The sequence below is a fragment of the Pseudomonas sp. HS6 genome, assembly GCF_023375815.1.
Taxonomy (GTDB): Bacteria; Pseudomonadota; Gammaproteobacteria; order Pseudomonadales; family Pseudomonadaceae; genus Aquipseudomonas.
This window is the reverse complement of sequence record NZ_CP067412.1, coordinates 5,143,907-5,161,746: the sequence shown is the minus strand read 5'-3', so window position 1 is coordinate 5,161,746 and position 17,840 is coordinate 5,143,907. Positions and strand designations below refer to the sequence as shown.

Here is a 17,840-nt window from a genome sequence, read left to right as displayed (position 1 = left end):
ACGCGCGAAGCTTACGCCCCGATGCCTGGAGAGTAAACCCGTAAAGGAAATGAGGTTGGGGGATGTGGAGGTCATTCAGGAAGGGTTCAGGATTGACCTCGAAACGACTCCCGCACTCAGCGCGGGAGTCGTCAGGAAGTCATCAGCTGGCCGTGGCCAACAACAAGTCCATCACCGAACGACTGTGCCCGCGATGCTTGCCATGCTCATACAGCGAGCCGGCAATTTCATCCGCGCGGATCGGCAGGATCGACAGCAGCGTGTCGCTCAGACCGTGGCTGGCCTGGCAGAAGCCCTGCATGTACAGACCGGCCTTGCAGCGCTCGTCGGTGATCAGTTTGTAATTGCGATCGACTTCGAAGTCGCCCAGGTACTCTTCCAGCGGCGCCAACAGCTTGCGATGCATCTGACGCTCGTAACCGGTGGCCAGCACGACCGCGTCGTAGGCACGTACGGCGACTTCACCGGTGGCGTTGTTGCGCACGGTCAGTTCGATACCGTGTTCGGTGGCGGTGGCTTTCTCGACGGTGGTCAGGGTGCGGAACGCATGGCGCGCCACGCCCGAGACTTTCTGGCGATAGAAGATGCCGTAGATGCGCTCGATCAGGTCGATGTCGACCACCGAGTAGTTGGTGTTGTGGTACTCGTTGACCAGACGCTCACGCTCGCTGCTCTTCTGCTGGAAGATCAGGTCGGTGAATTCCGGGGAAAACACTTCGTTGACGAACGGGCTGTCGTCCGCCGGCTTCAGCGCCGAGCCGCGCAGGATCATGTCGACCTGCACCGACGGGAACGAATCGTTCAGATCGATGAACGCTTCCGCCGCACTCTGGCCGCCACCGATGATCGCGATGCTCATCGGCTGGTTGCTGATGCACGGTTGCTTGGCCATCTCGGCCAGGTATTGCGAGTGGTGGAACACTCGGGCATCGCCCTTCAGTGCCTTGAAGGCTTCCGGAATGCGCGGCGTGCCGCCGGCGCTGACCACCACCGAACGTGCGGTGCGAACGAATTGCTGGCCGTCCGTCCCACGGGAAATCACCCGCAGCGCTTCGACCTGATGGTTGTGCAGCACCGGTTCGATGGTCAGCACTTCTTCGCCGTAACGGCTCTGTTCGGTGAACTGCGCGGCGACCCAGCGCAGGTAGTCGTTGTACTCCATGCGGCACGGGTAGAAGGTGCCGAGGTTGATGAAGTCCACCAGACGACCGTGGTGCTTGAGGTAATTGACGAACGAATACGGGCTCGTCGGATTGCGCAGAGTCACCAGATCCTTGAGGAAGGAAATCTGCAACTCGCTCTGGGTCGACAGCGTGTTGCCGTGCCAGCTGTAGGTCGGTTGTTTGTCGAGAAACAGCACATCCAGCTCGCCCTGGGTCGGGCCGCGTTCTTGCAGAGCGATGGCCAACGCCAGGTTCGAAGGGCCGAAACCGACGCCGATCAAGTCGTGAACGATGGGCGATGCAATTGCCTGTGTCATTTCCAGTGTCCTCTGGATAAACCCCCGAACAGCGCGGAGGAAGAGCTTGGGTGACCGGCCGGCCCAGGACAGGACAACAGGTCGTCTGTTGAGTAGGAACGAGGACAGTGAAATAAAATTTAACGTGGGCGCTTCAATGGGCATCCCATTGTTTGATTCGCTGGCGACAATGCTTCATGGCGTTGACGATGTGCTTTTCCACCAGGGCCTTGGAAATGCCAAGGTGTTCGGCGATCTCGGGATGCGACAGGCCTTCGATCTTGCGCAGCAGAAAACTCTCGCGGCACAGCGGCGAAAGCTCGGCCAGCGCTCGTTGCAACATGTCCAGGCGCTGACCATGATCGAGGGTGCTGTGGGGAGACGGGGTGAAATAGCGCTCTTCGCTGTCGAGCACTTCCAGCGGTTCGACCTGACGCGCGGCATTGCGCCGATGGTCGTCAATCACCAGGTTCAGTGCTGTGCGATAAAGGAAGGCCCGAGGCTGTTCGATCGGCGTATCGCTGGAACGCTCCAGCACTCGCACATAAGCGTCATGCACCACATCTTCGGCCACCTGTCGGTTGCCGAGCTTGGCGTTCAGGAAACACACCAGCTCGCGATAGTAGTTTTCCAACATGACTCCCGGCCGCTTGAGTGCGGGTTCTGTCCTTGAGCACACCGTTCTGCTGAACCGTGCGAGGCAGTAGCAAGATAGTGGCAACTTGAGGCGCGTAATTTATAGTAATTCTCATATAGATTTAAAGTGATGATTCTCCTCAGCTGACAAAAAGTCCTTTCCGGCAACCTGTAACTTCGTGTGTGAACACTTAAATTCCCTTGCACATTCATCGTTTACAGGACAGCTCCCCGTATCTGTCGTGCCTTGCGACAGCGTTCAGCGACCGACCGAACCTTTGCTCCTGCTGAACGACGGGCCGAATTCCACTGGCCGGATCCCTGCATGAAACGTCCCCGCCCCGCCCGCCGCGCCCTGTTCGTTGCCCTTTGCCTGGTCCCCGTCATCGCAGTTGCCGCGTGGCAAGTGTTGCCGCCCGGTCGTGAAACCCTTGCCACCGTTCAAGTGACTCGTGGCGACATCGAAAACAGCGTGACCGCTCTGGGCACCCTGCAACCACGGCGCTATGTGGATGTCGGCGCGCAGGCGTCAGGGCAGATCCAGAAAATTCACGTCGAGGCCGGCGATGTGGTCAAAGAAGGCCAACTGCTGGTGGAGATCGACCCCTCCACCCAAAAGGCCAAGCTCGATGCCGGCCGGTTTTCCATCGAGAACCTGAAGGCGCAGTTGCAGGAACAACGCGCCCAGCATGAACTGGCGCAGCAAAAGTACCAGCGCCAACAGAAACTTGCCGCCGGGGGCGCCACCCGCGAGGAAGACGTCCAGACCGCCCGAGCCGAAGTACGCGCCACCCAGGCCCGGATCGACATGTTCCAGGCACAGATCCGCCAGGCGCAGGCCAGCCTGCGCAGCGACGAAGCCGAGCTCGGCTACACGCGCATCTATGCGCCGATGTCCGGCACGGTGGTAGCCGTGGGAGCCCGGGAAGGCCAGACACTCAACGCGCAACAACAGACCCCGCTGATTCTGCGAATCGCGCGGCTTTCACCCATGACCGTGTGGGCCGAAGTTTCCGAAGCCGACATTGGCCACGTCAAACCGGGCATGACGGCTTACTTCACGACCCTCAGTGGTGGCAGCCGCCGCTGGAGCAGCACCGTGCGACAGATTCTGCCGGTGCCGCCGCGTCCGCTCGAACAGAGTCAGGGCGCCAGCCCCACCAGCGGTCGCAGCGGTAGCGAACGGGTCGTGCTTTACACGGTATTGCTGGATGTCGAGAACGCCGACAACACCCTGATGACCGACATGACCGCCCAGGTGTTCTTCGTTTCGCAGCAGGCACAGAACACCCTGACCGTACCCTCCGCCGCCCTGCAGCGCAGCGACCGTGCGGACTGGCAATTGGCGCATGTCGTCGCCGCCAGTGGCGAGGTTCAATCAAGGGAAGTCCGTACCGGCATCCGCGATCGCTTGCGCACGCAGATCCTCGAAGGGCTTGCCGAAGGCGATCATGTCCTGAGCAGCCCGGCCACTGGCAACGGAGGCTGAATGCAAACGCCCCTGATTGACCTGCGGCAGATCCGCAAAGCCTACGGCGGCGGCGACAGTCCGCTGGTGGAAGTGCTGCGCGGTATTGATCTGTCGATTCATGCCGGCGAATTTGTGGCGATCGTCGGCGCATCCGGTTCCGGCAAATCGACACTGATGAACATTCTCGGCTGCCTCGACCGACCGAGCAGCGGCGAATACCTGTTTGCCGGTGAAAATGTCGCCCACCTGGACACCGACGCCCTGGCCTGGCTGCGACGCGAGGCTTTCGGCTTCGTGTTCCAGGGCTATCACTTGATTCCGTCCGGTTCGGCCCAGGAAAACGTCGAGATGCCGGCCATCTATGCAGGCACGCCGGCCGCCGAACGCCACGCCCGGGCCCATGCCCTGCTCACCCGCCTGGGACTCGCCGGCCGCACCGCCAACCGTCCGCACCAACTCTCCGGCGGTCAGCAGCAGCGGGTGTCGATTGCTCGCGCATTGATGAATGGCGGTCATATCATTCTTGCCGACGAACCTACTGGCGCGCTCGACAGCCACAGTGGCGCCGAGGTCATGACCCTGCTCGACGAACTGGCGAACCAGGGCCACGTGGTGATTCTCATCACCCACGACCGTGAAGTCGCGCAACGCGCCAAGCGCATCATCGAAATCCGCGACGGCCTGATCATCAGCGACACTGCCGAGCAGTCACCGCCTCCCGCGCACGCTGCCGGCTCCGGCATGCTGCAAGCCGTGGATCTGCGAGAGCGCCTGAGCACCGGCAGCACGCAGACCGGTGCCTGGAAAGGCGAACTGGTAGACGCCGTACAAGCGGCCTGGCGCGTGATGTGGGTCAACCGTTTCCGCACCGCGCTGACCCTGCTGGGGATCGTCATCGGCGTCGCTTCTGTGGTGGTCATGCTGGCAGTGGGTGAAGGCAGCAAACGTCAGGTGATGGCGCAAATGGGCGCCTTCGGCTCGAACATCATTTACCTCAGCGGCGCAGCGCCCAACCCGCGCACACCACCCGGCATCATCACCCTCGATGACGTCGCCGAACTGGCAGCCCTGCCCCAGGTGGAGCGCATCATGCCGGTCAACGGTGCGACCGCCGGTGTGCGTTTCGCAAATGCCGACCACACCAGCTACGTGGGCGGCAACGACACCAACTTTCCGACCATCTTCAATTGGCCGGTGGTCCAGGGCAGCTATTTCACACAGGCCGACGAAGACAGCGCCGCTGCCGTCGCGGTGATCGGGACCAAGGTGCGCGACAAACTGCTCAAAGATGTCGCCGACCCTGTCGGTCAATACATCCTGATCGAAAACGTACCGTTCCAGGTGCTCGGGGTACTCGCTGAAAAAGGCTCCAGCTCCGGTGACTCGGACAGTGACAACCGGATCGCCGTACCCTACTCCGCCGCGAGCATGCGCCTGTTCGGCAGCCGCAATCCCGAGTACGTGGTCATCGCCGCACGAGACGCCCGCAAGGTCAAAGAGGCTGAGCAGGCCATCGAGCAATCGATGCTGCGCCGGCACAACGGTAAAAAGGATTTCGAGCTGACCAACAACGCCGCCATGATTCAGGCCGAGGCCCGGACTCAGGGCACGCTGTCGCTGATGCTCGGGGCAATTGCCGCCATTTCCCTGCTGGTGGGGGGTATCGGCGTGATGAACATCATGCTCATGACCGTGCGCGAGCGAACCCGGGAAATCGGCATCCGCATGGCCACCGGCGCCCGTCAGCGCGACATCCTGCGCCAGTTCCTGACCGAGGCAGTGATGCTCTCGGTGGTTGGCGGTATTGCCGGGATCAGCCTGGCAATGCTGGTCGGCGGCGTGCTGCAACTCAGCGGCGTGGCTATGGCGTTCCAGTGGATCGCGGTGATCGGCGCCTTCGGTTGCGCGCTGGCCACCGGCGTCATCTTCGGCTTCATGCCGGCCCGCAAGGCCGCCCGGCTCGATCCGGTCAAGGCCCTCACCAGTGAATGATCGACCTATGAAAGCCCACCTGACACTTCTCGCCGCCAGCATCCTGCTGGCGGCCTGCAGCAGCCCCGCGCCGCACCCCGACAGCGGCCTGCAACCTCCCCCCGCGTGGCAGTCGCCCGAACACCCCGGCGCCAGCCAAAGCGATCGACAATGGTGGACACACTTCGGCAGTACGGAACTCGATCACCTGATCGATCAGGCCCGATTGGGCAGCCATGACCTGGCCGCCGCAGTCGCCCGGGTCAGGCAGGCCCAGGCGACTGCAACAATCGCCGGCGCCCCGCTGCTGCCCGAAATCAAGGCAGGCTTGAATGCCAATCGCCAGAAACTCTTGCACGGCAAGGGCTACAGCCAACTCGACGTGAACCCGGACAAGCGCTCTCTGGATTACTACGACGCCGAGTTGAGCGCCAGTTACGAAGTCGACTTCTGGGGCGGCAAGCGAGCCGCCCGGGACAGCGCGGTGTTCGGTGTGCAAGCCAGTGAGTTCGACCGTTCCACGGTTGAGCTGACCCTGCAAAGCGCCGTTGCCAACAGCTATACCCAGGCCCTGGCGCTGCGTGAACAGGCGCGGATTGCCGAGCTCAATCTGGCCAATGCGCAAAGCGTGCTGCATCTGGTGCAGACCCGCTATGACGCCGGCAGCGCCACCGCGCTGGAACTGGCCCAGCAAAAAAGCCTGGTCGCCGAACAACAACGCAAACTGCCTTTGACGCAACAACAAGGACGCGAAGCCCTGATCACGCTGGCTGCGCTGCTCGGCCACCCTGTGCAGGAACTGCCGCCCCCCAGGCAGGCATTCGCCCAACTGCAGTGGCCGGACATCGCCAGTGGTGTGCCCAGCGACTTACTGCAAAGACGACCAGACATCGCCAGCGCCGAAGCCAAACTGGCCGCCGCCCAGGCCGATGTGACCGTCGCCCGCGCCGCCATGCTGCCCAAGATTACACTGACCGCCAGCCTGGGCACCGGTGCCGACCTCGCATCGGACCTGTTGCGCACGACCTTCTACAATCTGTCGTCAGGTCTGGTGGCACCCATCTTCAACAATGGTCGCCTGCGTGCCGAACGCGACAAAGCCACGGCGCGTCAGGAGGAATTGTTGGAGACCTATCGCGGCGCGATCATCAATGGCTTTGCGGACGTCGAGAAAGCCCTGACGAGCATCCGCGGCCTCGATGAACAGCGTCAGTGGCAAAGCGAAGAACTGCACCAGGCACAGACCGCATTCGATATCGCCCAGAGCCGCTATCAGGCCGGTGCCGAGGATCTGCTGACGGTATTGCAGACTCAACGCACGCTGTATGCCGCCCAGGACATGAACGTGCAGCTGCGGCTATCACGTCTGCAAGCCAGCATTGCGCTGTACAAGGCGCTGGGCGGGGGTTGGCAAGTCATCTGAAAACCGACTGATTCAAGGCAAAAAAAATCGCAGCCCGACGCTGCGATTTTTTTTGCCTTCAGAGCTGTCGCCCCTTGACCTTCAGATGCCTGGCATACCACGGCCGCTGCGGTATTTTGCGAAACAGGTCGGCCATGTTGTCTTCATCGCCAAAGGTGATGCGCAACGCCAGCTTCATGGTTTCCGGATCCATCTCCACCGACCGCCCCACCTGCAGGCCGGGAACGGTGCTGCAACCATGGGTGTCCGGGCCGAGCCACGGATCATCGACCTCCACCCAGCGCCCCGGTGCAAACCATGGCACCCCATTCACTCGCAGACGGCTCACCTCACCCGGATGGAAGCGTTCGTGAGCGCGATACCAGTCTTCGATGCGGTCATCGATCCAGCCATGGAAACGCCAGAACACCGGGTTCACATGAGAGGAAAACGGGTCGCCGAGGAAGTCGTTTTCCGGGGCATACCAACGCGCTGCGAAATCCGCCTGATCCCGCGCCATCGGCACCGGAATATCGTTGGACGGATCACGGGCCACCGACGCCCAGCGCATGTGCAGCCAGTCGTGCAGGCCCAGCTCGACTTCCGAGCCGAACTGGCCCAGCGTCAGTTTCGAAAGATAGCGTGGATCGCTGTATTGCGACTCCCAGACCTGGAAGTTGCTGTGATAAGTTTCGGCGGTTTTGATGTCGCTGACCCACTTCGTGTATTCGTCATCGCCTTCTGTCAGCCAGGTCGGCGGCAAGGCGTCGCCGTCGTGGTTGTCGAAGTAGCGGGCGAAGCCCTGACGATTACGTTCCAGTTCCGGTTGCGGCGCGGGGAATTTCAACCAGGACGGCAAGTCCTGCATCGAACGGGCGGTGCCCAGCATGTGCCGGTGCATGAAGAAAAAATCGACGCCCGAGCCGTTGCGATCCTTGCGCGGACCGCGCGCATCGCGCTCCTTGTCACGCGGCCCGGGTTGCCAGCCAATGCCGCGCAACGCGTCGCGTTTCTTCTCGGACAACTTGTGCCACTTGTCCCGCGAGGCGTGCCAGAGCTGGTGAAACAGGCGATGTTCGGGCGCCACCAGCCACGCCAGCAATGTCGGGTTCAGCCCGGTCCGCTCGCGCGCCTCGGGGAAGCGTCGCTTGATAGCGATGAAACGATTGTCGAGCTCCGGCAGACCCAGCGGCCGGTCAAGCCGCAGCACCTGGCCGGTAAAAGTGCCGCTGCCGGCATTACCGAAGGCCGCCCAGACTTCGTCCAGTTTGACTCTGAGCTCATAGACCGCCGGCGCTTGTGGTGTGTCGGTACGCATCAAGCGCCAATAAAGCTCCGCACCATTGCCCGGCGCCAGATCGCCGATGACGTCATAGCGTGGCGAGCCGTCAGTGCGCAAGCGAGGGCCGGTGTCGAGACAGCCGCGCAAGCCGCGCCCGCGCTGGGCAATATCGAGAAACAATTCCAGGCCTTCACGCGGCAGGTCGTCGAGCCCTGCATCAGCCCCCATGAAGCGGATGTCCCAGATCCCGCGCAGGTTGTCGGCCAGCTGCTGCCCGGCGGTGTCCGCCAGATCGACAGTGGCCTCGCCCGGCGTGATCGGCTCCTCCTCGCGGGTCAGCTCACGATGTGCATAAAAAGCGGCAGGCAGCGCAGCGCCCGTGAGTGCCATGCCCGCCATGAACCAGCGTCGAGAGATCGTCATTGCCCTACCTGTGTCAGCCATGAAGCAGGCTTTATCCAAGCTAGAACGTTTGCTGGATCAGTAAATTTATCGCTGCCCGAAAAGATCCTCGCCATACCCGAGCACCTTCGCGTGCTCTTTCGCCGCCACGCTAAATTCTTTGCCGCCCCAGTCGTTCCTCCCAGATAGCAAAGGCCCCTGCGCCTGTACCTCGACGGCGAACCTGAATGAGATGGCAATGACAAAACCGCGTTCGAAAAAGGCTCTATACATCGGCCTGCCGCTGGCCTTGGCGATCAGCGCCGGCGCAGGCTTTCTGGCCTGGGATTACTGGTTCAGGAACAACCCCGGCTACCCGGTCAAGGTGATGAAGCAGGCCACCGAACTGCAGGACCGGATCCTGTCGTTCGACAGCCACATCACGGTGCCCCTGAGCTTCGGCGCCCACGGCAATGAAGCCGACAAGGATGGCTCCGGGCAGTTCGACCTGATCAAGGCCAACCGTGGACGGCTGTCCGGCGCGGCGTTGACGGTGTTCGGCTGGCCGGAAATGTGGAACGGCCCGAACGCACCGCACCGCCCCACCGATGGTTTCGTCGAAGAGGCCCGCAATCAACAGGAAGTGCGCTACAAGATCATCTCGGGCCTGGTGCGCGACTTCCCCAATCAGGTCGGCATTGCCTACACCCCCGACGATTTCCGCCGCCTGCACGGCGAAGGCAAGTTTGCGATCTTCATCAGCATGCTCAATGCCTACCCGCTGGGTAACGACCTGAGCAAACTGGACCTGTGGGCCGGTCGGGGCATGCGCATGTTCGGTTTCAGCTACATCGGCAACAACAGCTGGGCGGACTCCTCGCGCCCGCTGCCGTTTTTCAATGATTCCCCGGATGCGCTCGACGGCCTCTCGGATATCGGCAAACAGGCCGTGCACCGATTGAACGACCTGGGCGTGATCATCGATGTCTCGCAGATGTCGACCAAGGGCCTGGAACAGGTCGCGCAACTGAGCCGTACACCGCTGGTGGCCTCGCACTCGGCGCCGAGGGCGGCGGTGGACATTCCGCGCAACCTCAGCGACAAGGAATTGCAGCTGATCAAAAACAGCGGCGGCGTGGTGCAGGTGGTCGGTTTCTCGCAGTACCTCAAACCGCTGACCCAGGGCACCCAGGACAAACTCAACGCGCTGCGGGCACGTTTCGATCTGCCGCCCCTACCGAACCTGGCCATGGCCCTGATGCCGGGCGATCCGATCATCACCGCCTGGTCGGAACAGAAACTTGGTCAGTACGCCAGCGGCCTGTACGGGATTCTTGAAGAAGAACCGAAAGCCACCCTCAAGGATCTCGGCGACGCCATCGACTACACCGTGCGCAAGATCGGCATCGACCATGTCGGCATCTCTTCCGACTTCAACGACGGCGGCGGCATCAAGGGCTGGGAGAACGTTGGCGAGATCCGCAACGTCACCGCCGAACTGATCCAGCGCGGTTACTCCGAAGCGGACATTGCCAAGCTGTGGGGCGGCAACTTTCTGCGGGTCTGGGAACAGGTGCAAAAAGCCGCCAAACCTGCACTGCTTTCTCGCCAGGACACGACCCGACCATGACTGATCGCCGCACCTTCCTGAAGCAGGCCGGCGTACTGGCGGCCACTCTGCCTCTGGGCGTCAGCCTGGCTGCACCGGCCCGCGCTGCCGCCGCGAACGCCTCGCCGCAAGACAAATGGACGACCCTGCGCGGGATGTTCGAACAGGATCCGGACGCAATCCACTTCGCCAACTTCCTGGTGACCTCGCATCCAAGACCCGTGCGCGAGGCTATCGCTCGTCACCGAGCGGACATCGACCGTAACCCGGGCCTGGCCATGGACTGGGATATGGGCGTCACCGAACGGCGCGAAGAAAACGTGCGGGTCTGGGCCGGCCAGTACTTGCAGGCCAAACCGAGTCAGATCGCCCTCACCGGCAGCACCACCGAAGGCCTGGCGATGATCTACGGCAGCGTGCACGTGCGCCCGGACCAGGAAATCCTGACCACGGTTCACGAGCACTACTCCACCCGCAACATCCTCGACTTCCGCACCGCACGCGACGGCACCCGGGTGCGCAAACTCTCGTTGTTCGAAAACCCGCAAAACGTTTCGATGGATCAGGTGCTCGACACCATCAATCGCAACATCCGCCCCGAAACCCGCGTTCTCGGCATGACCTGGGTGCATTCGGGCAGTGGCGTGAAACTGCCGGTCGGCGACATCGCCCGCCTCGTCGACGAACACAACCGAAACCGGGACGACAAGGACCGGATCATCTACGTGGTCGACGGCGTGCACGGCTTCGGCGTCGAAGACTTGAGCTTCCCGCAGATGAACTGCGACTTCTTCATTGCCGGCACGCACAAATGGATGTTCGGCCCCCGTGGCACCGGCATCGTCTGCAGTCGCAGCGACGAGGTGAAATACGTCAGCCCCAGCGTGCCGACCTTTTCCGAAGCCACGACCTTCGCCAATACCATGACGCCGGGCGGCTATCACGCCTTCGAGCATCGCTGGGCAGTGGACGAAGCGTTCAAGCTGCACCTGCAACTGGGCAAGGCCGACGTGCAGGCCCGCATCCACCAGCTCAACAGCTATTTGAAACAGCGTTTGCAGGAGCAGCCGAATGTCGAGCTGGTGACCCCGCTCGATCCGAAGGTTTCCGCCGGTTTCAGCTTCTTCCGAGTCAAGGGTCGCGACTGCGATGACATTGCCGCCCGCCTGATGAAAAACCGCGTGGTCTGCGATGCGGTCAGTCGCGACGTCGGCCCGGTGATTCGTACCGCGCCCGGCCTGCTCAACACCGAAGCCGAAGTGGACCGGTTCCTCGACTTGCTGGGCAAGACGCTGCGCGCCTGAACCCTGCGCCCCAGTTTCCTTTTAACAGAGACGACTCATGAAAAAGCCTCACGCCTCAACCGCTTCCAAGGTGTTGCCCGCTCTGGCCCTGACCGCCCTGTGTGCAGGCCTTCTGCCGGGCGCCGCCCTGGCAGCCACCCCGCCGGCGCCCGGCAAAGTGTTCAAGGACTGCAAGGACTGTCCGGAAATGGTGGTGTTGCCGACCGGCAGTTACACCATGGGCACACCGGACGACGAAGTCGGCCGCGAACCCGACGAAGGCCCGCGCCACGAAGTGACCTTCACCCGCCCGTTCGCCATCAGCCGCTTTCAGGTGCTGGTCGGCGAGTGGGACGCCTATGTTCGCGAAACCGGCGCCAAGCCCTATGACTTCGATGATCGCCCGGGCCGCCGCTGCACCGCCGGCAAGCCCGAGTTCAAACAGACCCAACGCGACCCGGCCGTGTGCATGAACGTGGCCGAAGCCCAGGGATACATCGACTGGCTGTCGAAAAAAACCGGCCACAGCTATCGCCTTCCGAGCGAGTCGATCCGCGAATACGCGGCCCGTGGCGGCAGCACCGGTTCGTTCCCCTTCCCGTTCGACGAAGGCAGCGAGTACCAGATCTCCAAACACGCCAACACCTACGGCGCCGCCGACGGTTATAACTTCACGTCCCCGGCCGGCACCTTCCCGGCCAACGCCTTCGGCGTGTACGACGCCCACGGCAACGTCTACGAATGGACGGCCGACTGTTATCACAAGGATTACTCCGGCGTGCCCAACGACGGCCGCCCGTGGGTGCAGGAAAACTGCGAACGCCAGGTCATGCGCGGCAACGATTGGGGCGAAGCACCGGTGTTTTCCCGTTCCGGCAACCGCAACAGCAGCTGGCCGACCAGCAAGGGTGACTGGCTGGGCTTTCGCGTAGTCCGCGACCTCTGATCCCGTCCTTCAGCGACCGCAGCCCGTCTGCGGTCGTTTAAAGAAACCCCGTGACCATTCGTTTTCCTTACATACCGGCACTCCCTCCGCACCGAAGCAGGAATCCTCCATGACCAAGCCAACGCGTGGGGCGATCAACGAATTGTTCGCCCTGCTCAAGCCCTTCCGCCTGATTGTCTGCGTGTCCATCGTGCTCGGCATGATCGGCGGCCTGAGCGTCACCGTACTGCTGGCAACCATCAACAACGCCTTGCACTCGTCCGATGGACTGACCCGCACTGTAGTGATGATTTTCGCCGGACTTTGCGCCCTGGCCTTGCTGACCACGATCCTGTCCGACATCGGCACCAACTATGTCGGCCAACACATCATCGCTCGCCTGCGCAAGGAGCTGGGAGAGAAAGTACTGTCGGCACCGATCGACCAGATCGAACGCTATCGCAGCCACCGCCTGATTCCCGTGCTGACCCACGACGTGGACACCATCAGCGACTTCGCTTTCGCGTTTGCGCCACTGGCCATTTCCATGACGGTGACCCTGGGCTGCCTCGGCTATCTGGCCATGCTGTCCTGGCCCATGTTTCTGATGATGCTGGTGGCGATCGCCATCGGCACCCTCATCCAGGCCATCGCCCGAGCCAAGGGCATGCGCGGTTTTTACGCCGCGCGCGACTCCGAGGACGAACTGCAAAAGCACTACAACGCGATTGCCGAAGGTGCCAAGGAACTGCGCATCCACCGTCCGCGTCGCCAGCGCATGTTTGTGTCGGGCATCCAGAAAACCGCCGAAAAAATCTGCGACACCCAGATCAAATCGATCAACACTTTCGTGATCGCCAAATCGTTCGGATCGATGCTGTTCTTCGTGGTTATAGGCATGGCGCTCGCCCTGCAATCGTTCTGGCCGAGCGGTGACAAAGCGGTGATGAGCGGGTTCGTGCTGGTGCTGCTGTACATGAAAGGCCCGCTGGAACACCTGGTCGGCACACTGCCGATCATCAGCCGCGCGCAGATCGCCTTCCGCCGGATTGCCGAACTGAGCGAGCAGTTTTCCTCGCCCGAGCCGCACCTGTTGCTGGAGGATCAGGGCAAGAAGCCCGGTGCCGTCAACAGTCTGGAATTGAACAATGTGCGTTATGCCTTCCCGCCGGTGGCTGGCAGCGAACCGTTCCGACTCGGGCCGGTCAACCTGCGCATCGAGCAAGGCGACATCGTGTTCATCGTCGGTGAAAACGGTTGTGGCAAAACCACCCTGATCAAACTCCTGCTGGGTCTGTACGCGCCCACCGAAGGCGAAATCCGGGTCAACGGCCAACCGATCACCGCGCTGAACCGTGACGACTACCGACAGAACTTCACCACGATCTTTGCCGACTACTACCTGTTCGACGACTTGATCCAGGGCGATCGCGAAGTACCACAGGACGCCACCCGCTACCTCGAACGTCTGGAGATCGCGCACAAGGTCAGCGTGCGCGACGGCGCCTTCACCACCACGGACCTTTCCACCGGCCAGCGCAAGCGCCTGGCACTGGTCAATGCCTGGCTCGAAGAGCGTCCGGTGTTGGTGTTCGACGAATGGGCCGCCGATCAGGACCCGACATTCCGGCGGATTTTCTACACCGAGCTTCTGCCCGACCTGAAACGGCTGGGCAAGACCATCATCGTGATTTCCCACGATGACCGTTACTTCGACGTAGCCGATCAACTGGTGCGCATGGAGGCCGGAAAGGTCAAAAGCGAACTGCAGACTGCTTGAAAGACAAAGCCGCGGCCAAACCGAAAAAGAATATTTTCCGGTTTACCGCGGCTTCCTCGTCTTAATGAGATGAATAAGAACCATTAACAACTATACCTGCCAAGGTCTTAACCTCATGTCCGTATCCCGCTTCATGCTTCGCCCTCTGACCCGAGCCCTGCTTGCGCACGGTGCCACCCGTTCCCGTCTGGCCACCACAGGCCTGGGGCTGGCAATGACGCTGGCCGTCGCCCCGTATGTCCAGGCCCAGGAATGGACCCTGAACATCCCGGCGCAGCCACTGGCCCAGGCATTGCAGTCGCTCGGTCAGCAGACCAGCCTGCAAATCATCTACAGCCCGGAAACGCTGCAAGGCCTGCATTCCACCGCCCTTAACGGCCGATACGCGGACGACAGCGCCATCGCGGCCATGCTCAAAGGCACCGGTATCCGTCATCAGCGTGACGGCAACACCGTGACGCTGCTGGCACCCGCCACCGGCAACGCGATGGAACTGGCACCGACCAACATCAACGGACAGCGTCTGACGGCCACCACCGAAGGCAGCAACTCCTACACCGCAGGCGCGGTCACAATCGGCAAAGGTGAGCACTCACTTAAGGAAACGCCGCAATCGGTCACTGTGATGACCCGCAAGATGCTCGATGACCAGAACCTCAACACCATCGAACAAGTGATGGAGAAGACGCCAGGCATCACCGTTTACGACTCGCCCATGGGCGGCAAGTATTTTTATTCCCGCGGCTTCCGCATGACCGGTCAATACCAGTACGACGGCGTGCCGCTGGACATGGGCAACGGCTATCCGCAAGCCGACAGTTTCAGCAGCGACATGGCTTACTACGACCGTGTCGAAATCCTGCGCGGCGCGGCCGGCATGATGAAAGGCTCGGGCGGCACCGCCGGTGCGGTCAACTTCGTGCGCAAGCGCGGTCAGTCCACCCCGCACACCGAGCTCACCCTGTCCGGTGGTTCCTACGATAACTATCGTGGCCAGATCGACACCGGTGGTCCGCTGAACGAATCCGGCACCCTGCGCGGTCGCGCGGTCATCGCTGAACAGACCCGTCAGTTCTTCTACGACAACGCCGACCGCAAAGACCAGATCTACTACGGCGCCCTCGATTACGACCTGACCCCCGACACCACCCTGGGCATCGGAATGGCCTATGAGGACGTCGACGCCCGTCCGTGCTGGGGCGGCCTGCCCCGCTACAAGGATGGCAGCGACCTGAAACTCAGCCGTTCCACCTGCCTGGGCGCGTCCTGGAACACCTGGCGCAGCAAGCGCGCCACGTACTTCACTGACCTGAGCCATCAGTTCAACGACAACTGGGCGCTGAAAGTCGCGGGCGTTTACTCCAGGAACACCCAGGACACCCAGTACGCGTTCTCCGAAGGTGCCGTGGCCAACAACAGCGCCAACACCACCATCCCGATGTACACCGGCCTGTTCGATTACGACCAGAAAGACTACGGGATGGATGCCTATGTCGATGGCAAGTTCGACGGTTTCGGCCAGCAGCACGAGCTGATTGTCGGCGTGAACGCCAGTCGCTCGAACAAGGACGACTTCTATTCGACCGCCGCACTCAAAAACACCCAGGACGTCTTCAACCCCAACCGTCACATCGCCAAACCGGATGAGGCCTACTACACCACCAACTCGATGCGTGGCGGCCCGGTGAAATCCCTGACCACCCAGTACGGGGCCTACTCGACACTGCGCCTGAAAGTTGCCGATCCGCTGACTGTCGTGCTGGGCAGCCGTGTCAGCTGGTACAAGTCCGATACCGATTCGTACTTCCTGGCGTGGAAATATTCCGAGAACGCCAAAACCAAGGAAACCGGTGAAGTCACGCCGTTTGCGGCAGTACTGTACGACCTGACCGACAACCTGACGGCCTATGCCAGCTACTCCGACATCTTCACCCCGCAGGGCAACTTCAAGTCCGAAGACGGCGCCGCGCTCAAGCCTCTGGTCGGTGAAAACTACGAGCTGGGGATCAAGGGTGAATGGCTGGACGGTCGCGTCAACAGCTCGTTCAACCTGTTCCGCACCATCCAGAAAGACCAGGCGCAGACTGACTACAACTCGTCCTGCGCTTCGTCCGACGGCTATTGCTACGTCAACGCCGGTAAGGTCCGCGCCCAGGGCTTCGAAGCTGAAGTCAGCGGCGAAGTCATCGACCGCCTGCAACTGTTGGCCGGCTACACCTACACCCAGACCAAGACCCTGGACGACCTCGACAGCACCAAGAGCGGTGCGGTGTTCAACAGCTACGTGCCACGCCACCTGTTCCGCGTGTGGGGTGACTATGCGCTGAGCGGTCCGCTGGATCGCTTCACCGTCGGTGCCGGCGTCAACGCCCAGAGCGACAACTACCGCGAATCGCGTACCACCAAAACCACCCAGGCCGGTTATGCCGTATGGAACGGTCGCATCGGCTACCGCATCGACGACACCTGGTCGGTGGCGCTCAACGGTAACAACCTGTTCGACAAGCGCTACTACACCACCATCGGCACCGAATCCTTCGGCAACTACTACGGTGATCCGCGCAACTTCACCATGACGCTCAAAGCCAACTTCTGATCGAATGGCCAAATGAAAACGCCCCGCAGTGCGGGGCGTTTTTTTTGCCTTCAAGTTCAGCCTAACAGCCGACTCAACGCACTCCCCAACCGTCCGTAAACTTCCAGCACGTGCGGTACGACAGACCCCAGGCGCAACAGGTCGTGGGTCAGGTCTTCGCACACTTCCAGCTCTACAGGCACACCGTGCTCACGCAGCTTGTCGGCATACGCCTGGCCTTCGTCCAGCAGCGGATCGAGCCCCGCCAGCATCACGATTGCCGGCGCGACCCCGCGCAGATCTTCGGCCAGCAAGGGCGAAAAACGCCAGTTCACACGATCCTCCGGATGGCGTGCGTATTGCTCGTAGAACCAGTCCAGCGTTTCGTTCTCCAGCAAGTAGCCTTCGCTGAACAGTTCCCGCGAGGCGTGGGTGCAGGAAGCATCCGTCACCGGATAACACAGCAGTTGCGCCTTAGGCCGGATGGCCACGCTCGACGGCTCGACCACTGCCTGTAACGCCAACACCGTCGCAAGGGTTGCTCCAGCACTGTCACCACCAAACGCAACACGACTGCTGTCCAGACCCAGTGACCGGGCCTGTTCGGCCAACCATGCCAACGCGTCCTCACCGTCCTCCAGTGCAGTCGGGAAACGGTGTTCAGGCGCCAGCCGATAGCCGACCGAAAGCACCGCGCAAGGCGTGTGCCGACAGAATTCGCGGCACACGCCGTCATGGGAATCCAGGCTGCCGACCACAAAACCGCCACCGTGGAAATACACCAGCACCGGCAACGCGCCTTCCACGCCGTGGGGACGGTAAAGACGCAACGGCAAACCGGCGCCGTCCCGGGTCGGGGCGTTCAGTTCAACCACCTGCACATCCTCCGGAGCCGCCCAGCGCAATTGGGCAGTGGTCGACTCGAACGTGGCGCGAGCCTGCGCGGGCGCCAGTTGATGGAGGGCCGGCATGCCCGCACTCTGGCTGTCCTGCGCCAGGTCAAGGAAGGCTTCAAGATCGGGGTGTAACGACATCATCGAGATCCTTGTTTATGAAAAACGAGTTT

The 17,840-nt window shown here is 61.8% G+C and carries 12 protein-coding genes; 8 read left to right on the top strand and 4 right to left on the bottom strand.

Annotated features, from left to right (window positions below):
- Positions 1-142: 142 nt before the first annotated feature.
- Both JJN09_RS23350 and JJN09_RS23345 read right to left on the bottom strand, forming a co-directional pair.
- Positions 143-1,480, bottom strand: a complete 1,338-nt coding sequence (locus JJN09_RS23350; protein WP_249483960.1) for a lysine N(6)-hydroxylase/L-ornithine N(5)-oxygenase family protein — start codon at positions 1,478-1,480, stop codon at positions 143-145.
- 133 nt (positions 1,481-1,613) lie between these two features.
- Positions 1,614-2,096 (bottom strand): sigma-70 family RNA polymerase sigma factor, encoded by a 483-nt coding sequence (locus JJN09_RS23345; RefSeq protein WP_302851917.1) that lies wholly within the window; start codon positions 2,094-2,096, stop codon positions 1,614-1,616.
- A 324-nt stretch (positions 2,097-2,420) separates the two neighbouring features.
- Between JJN09_RS23345 and JJN09_RS23340 the strand changes: the two genes are divergently transcribed.
- The 3 genes from JJN09_RS23340 to JJN09_RS23330 are packed head-to-tail and all read left to right on the top strand — an operon-like array spanning position 2,421 to position 6,960.
- Positions 2,421-3,584, top strand: a complete 1,164-nt coding sequence (locus JJN09_RS23340) for an efflux RND transporter periplasmic adaptor subunit (protein WP_249483958.1) — start codon at positions 2,421-2,423, stop codon at positions 3,582-3,584.
- Entirely contained in the window at positions 3,585-5,558 is a 1,974-nt protein-coding gene (locus JJN09_RS23335; RefSeq protein WP_249483957.1) for a MacB family efflux pump subunit, read from the top strand. It begins immediately after the preceding gene.
- 7 nt (positions 5,559-5,565) lie between these two features.
- Positions 5,566-6,960 (top strand): efflux transporter outer membrane subunit, encoded by a 1,395-nt coding sequence (locus JJN09_RS23330; protein WP_249483956.1) that lies wholly within the window; start codon positions 5,566-5,568, stop codon positions 6,958-6,960.
- A 58-nt stretch (positions 6,961-7,018) separates the two neighbouring features.
- Here JJN09_RS23330 and JJN09_RS23325 read toward each other — a convergent pair whose 3' ends face one another.
- Positions 7,019-8,644, bottom strand: a complete 1,626-nt coding sequence (locus JJN09_RS23325) for a PvdJ/PvdD/PvdP-like protein (RefSeq protein ID WP_249483955.1) — start codon at positions 8,642-8,644, stop codon at positions 7,019-7,021.
- Positions 8,645-8,861: 217 nt separating this feature from the next.
- Between JJN09_RS23325 and pvdM the strand changes: the two genes are divergently transcribed.
- The 5 genes from pvdM to JJN09_RS23300 all read left to right on the top strand — a co-directional run bounded on the left by pvdM (position 8,862) and on the right by JJN09_RS23300 (position 16,795).
- Entirely contained in the window at positions 8,862-10,232 is a 1,371-nt protein-coding gene (gene pvdM / locus JJN09_RS23320) for a pyoverdine-tailoring dipeptidase-like protein PvdM (protein WP_249483954.1), read from the top strand.
- Positions 10,229-11,515 carry an aminotransferase class V-fold PLP-dependent enzyme gene (locus tag JJN09_RS23315; RefSeq protein WP_249483953.1) on the top strand — a complete coding sequence of 429 codons (1,287 nt, stop codon included), beginning with the start codon at positions 10,229-10,231 and terminating at the stop codon, positions 11,513-11,515. The genes pvdM and JJN09_RS23315 overlap by 4 nt, the downstream gene beginning before the upstream one ends.
- A 37-nt stretch (positions 11,516-11,552) precedes the next feature.
- Entirely contained in the window at positions 11,553-12,440 is an 888-nt protein-coding gene (locus JJN09_RS23310) for a formylglycine-generating enzyme family protein (RefSeq protein WP_249483952.1), read from the top strand.
- A 109-nt stretch (positions 12,441-12,549) separates the two neighbouring features.
- Positions 12,550-14,199, top strand: coding sequence for a cyclic peptide export ABC transporter (locus tag JJN09_RS23305; protein ID WP_249483951.1), 1,650 nt, complete (start codon positions 12,550-12,552; stop codon positions 14,197-14,199).
- Between the two features lie 115 nt (positions 14,200-14,314).
- Positions 14,315-16,795, top strand: coding sequence for a TonB-dependent receptor (locus JJN09_RS23300; RefSeq protein ID WP_249483950.1), 2,481 nt, complete (start codon positions 14,315-14,317; stop codon positions 16,793-16,795).
- 56 nt (positions 16,796-16,851) lie between these two features.
- Here the strand turns inward: JJN09_RS23300 and JJN09_RS23295 are convergent, their stop codons facing one another.
- The gene (locus JJN09_RS23295; RefSeq protein WP_249483949.1) at positions 16,852-17,808 is read right to left on the bottom strand and encodes an alpha/beta hydrolase; all 957 of its coding nucleotides are present in this window, start codon (positions 17,806-17,808) and stop codon (positions 16,852-16,854) included.
- Positions 17,809-17,840 lie beyond the last annotated feature (32 nt).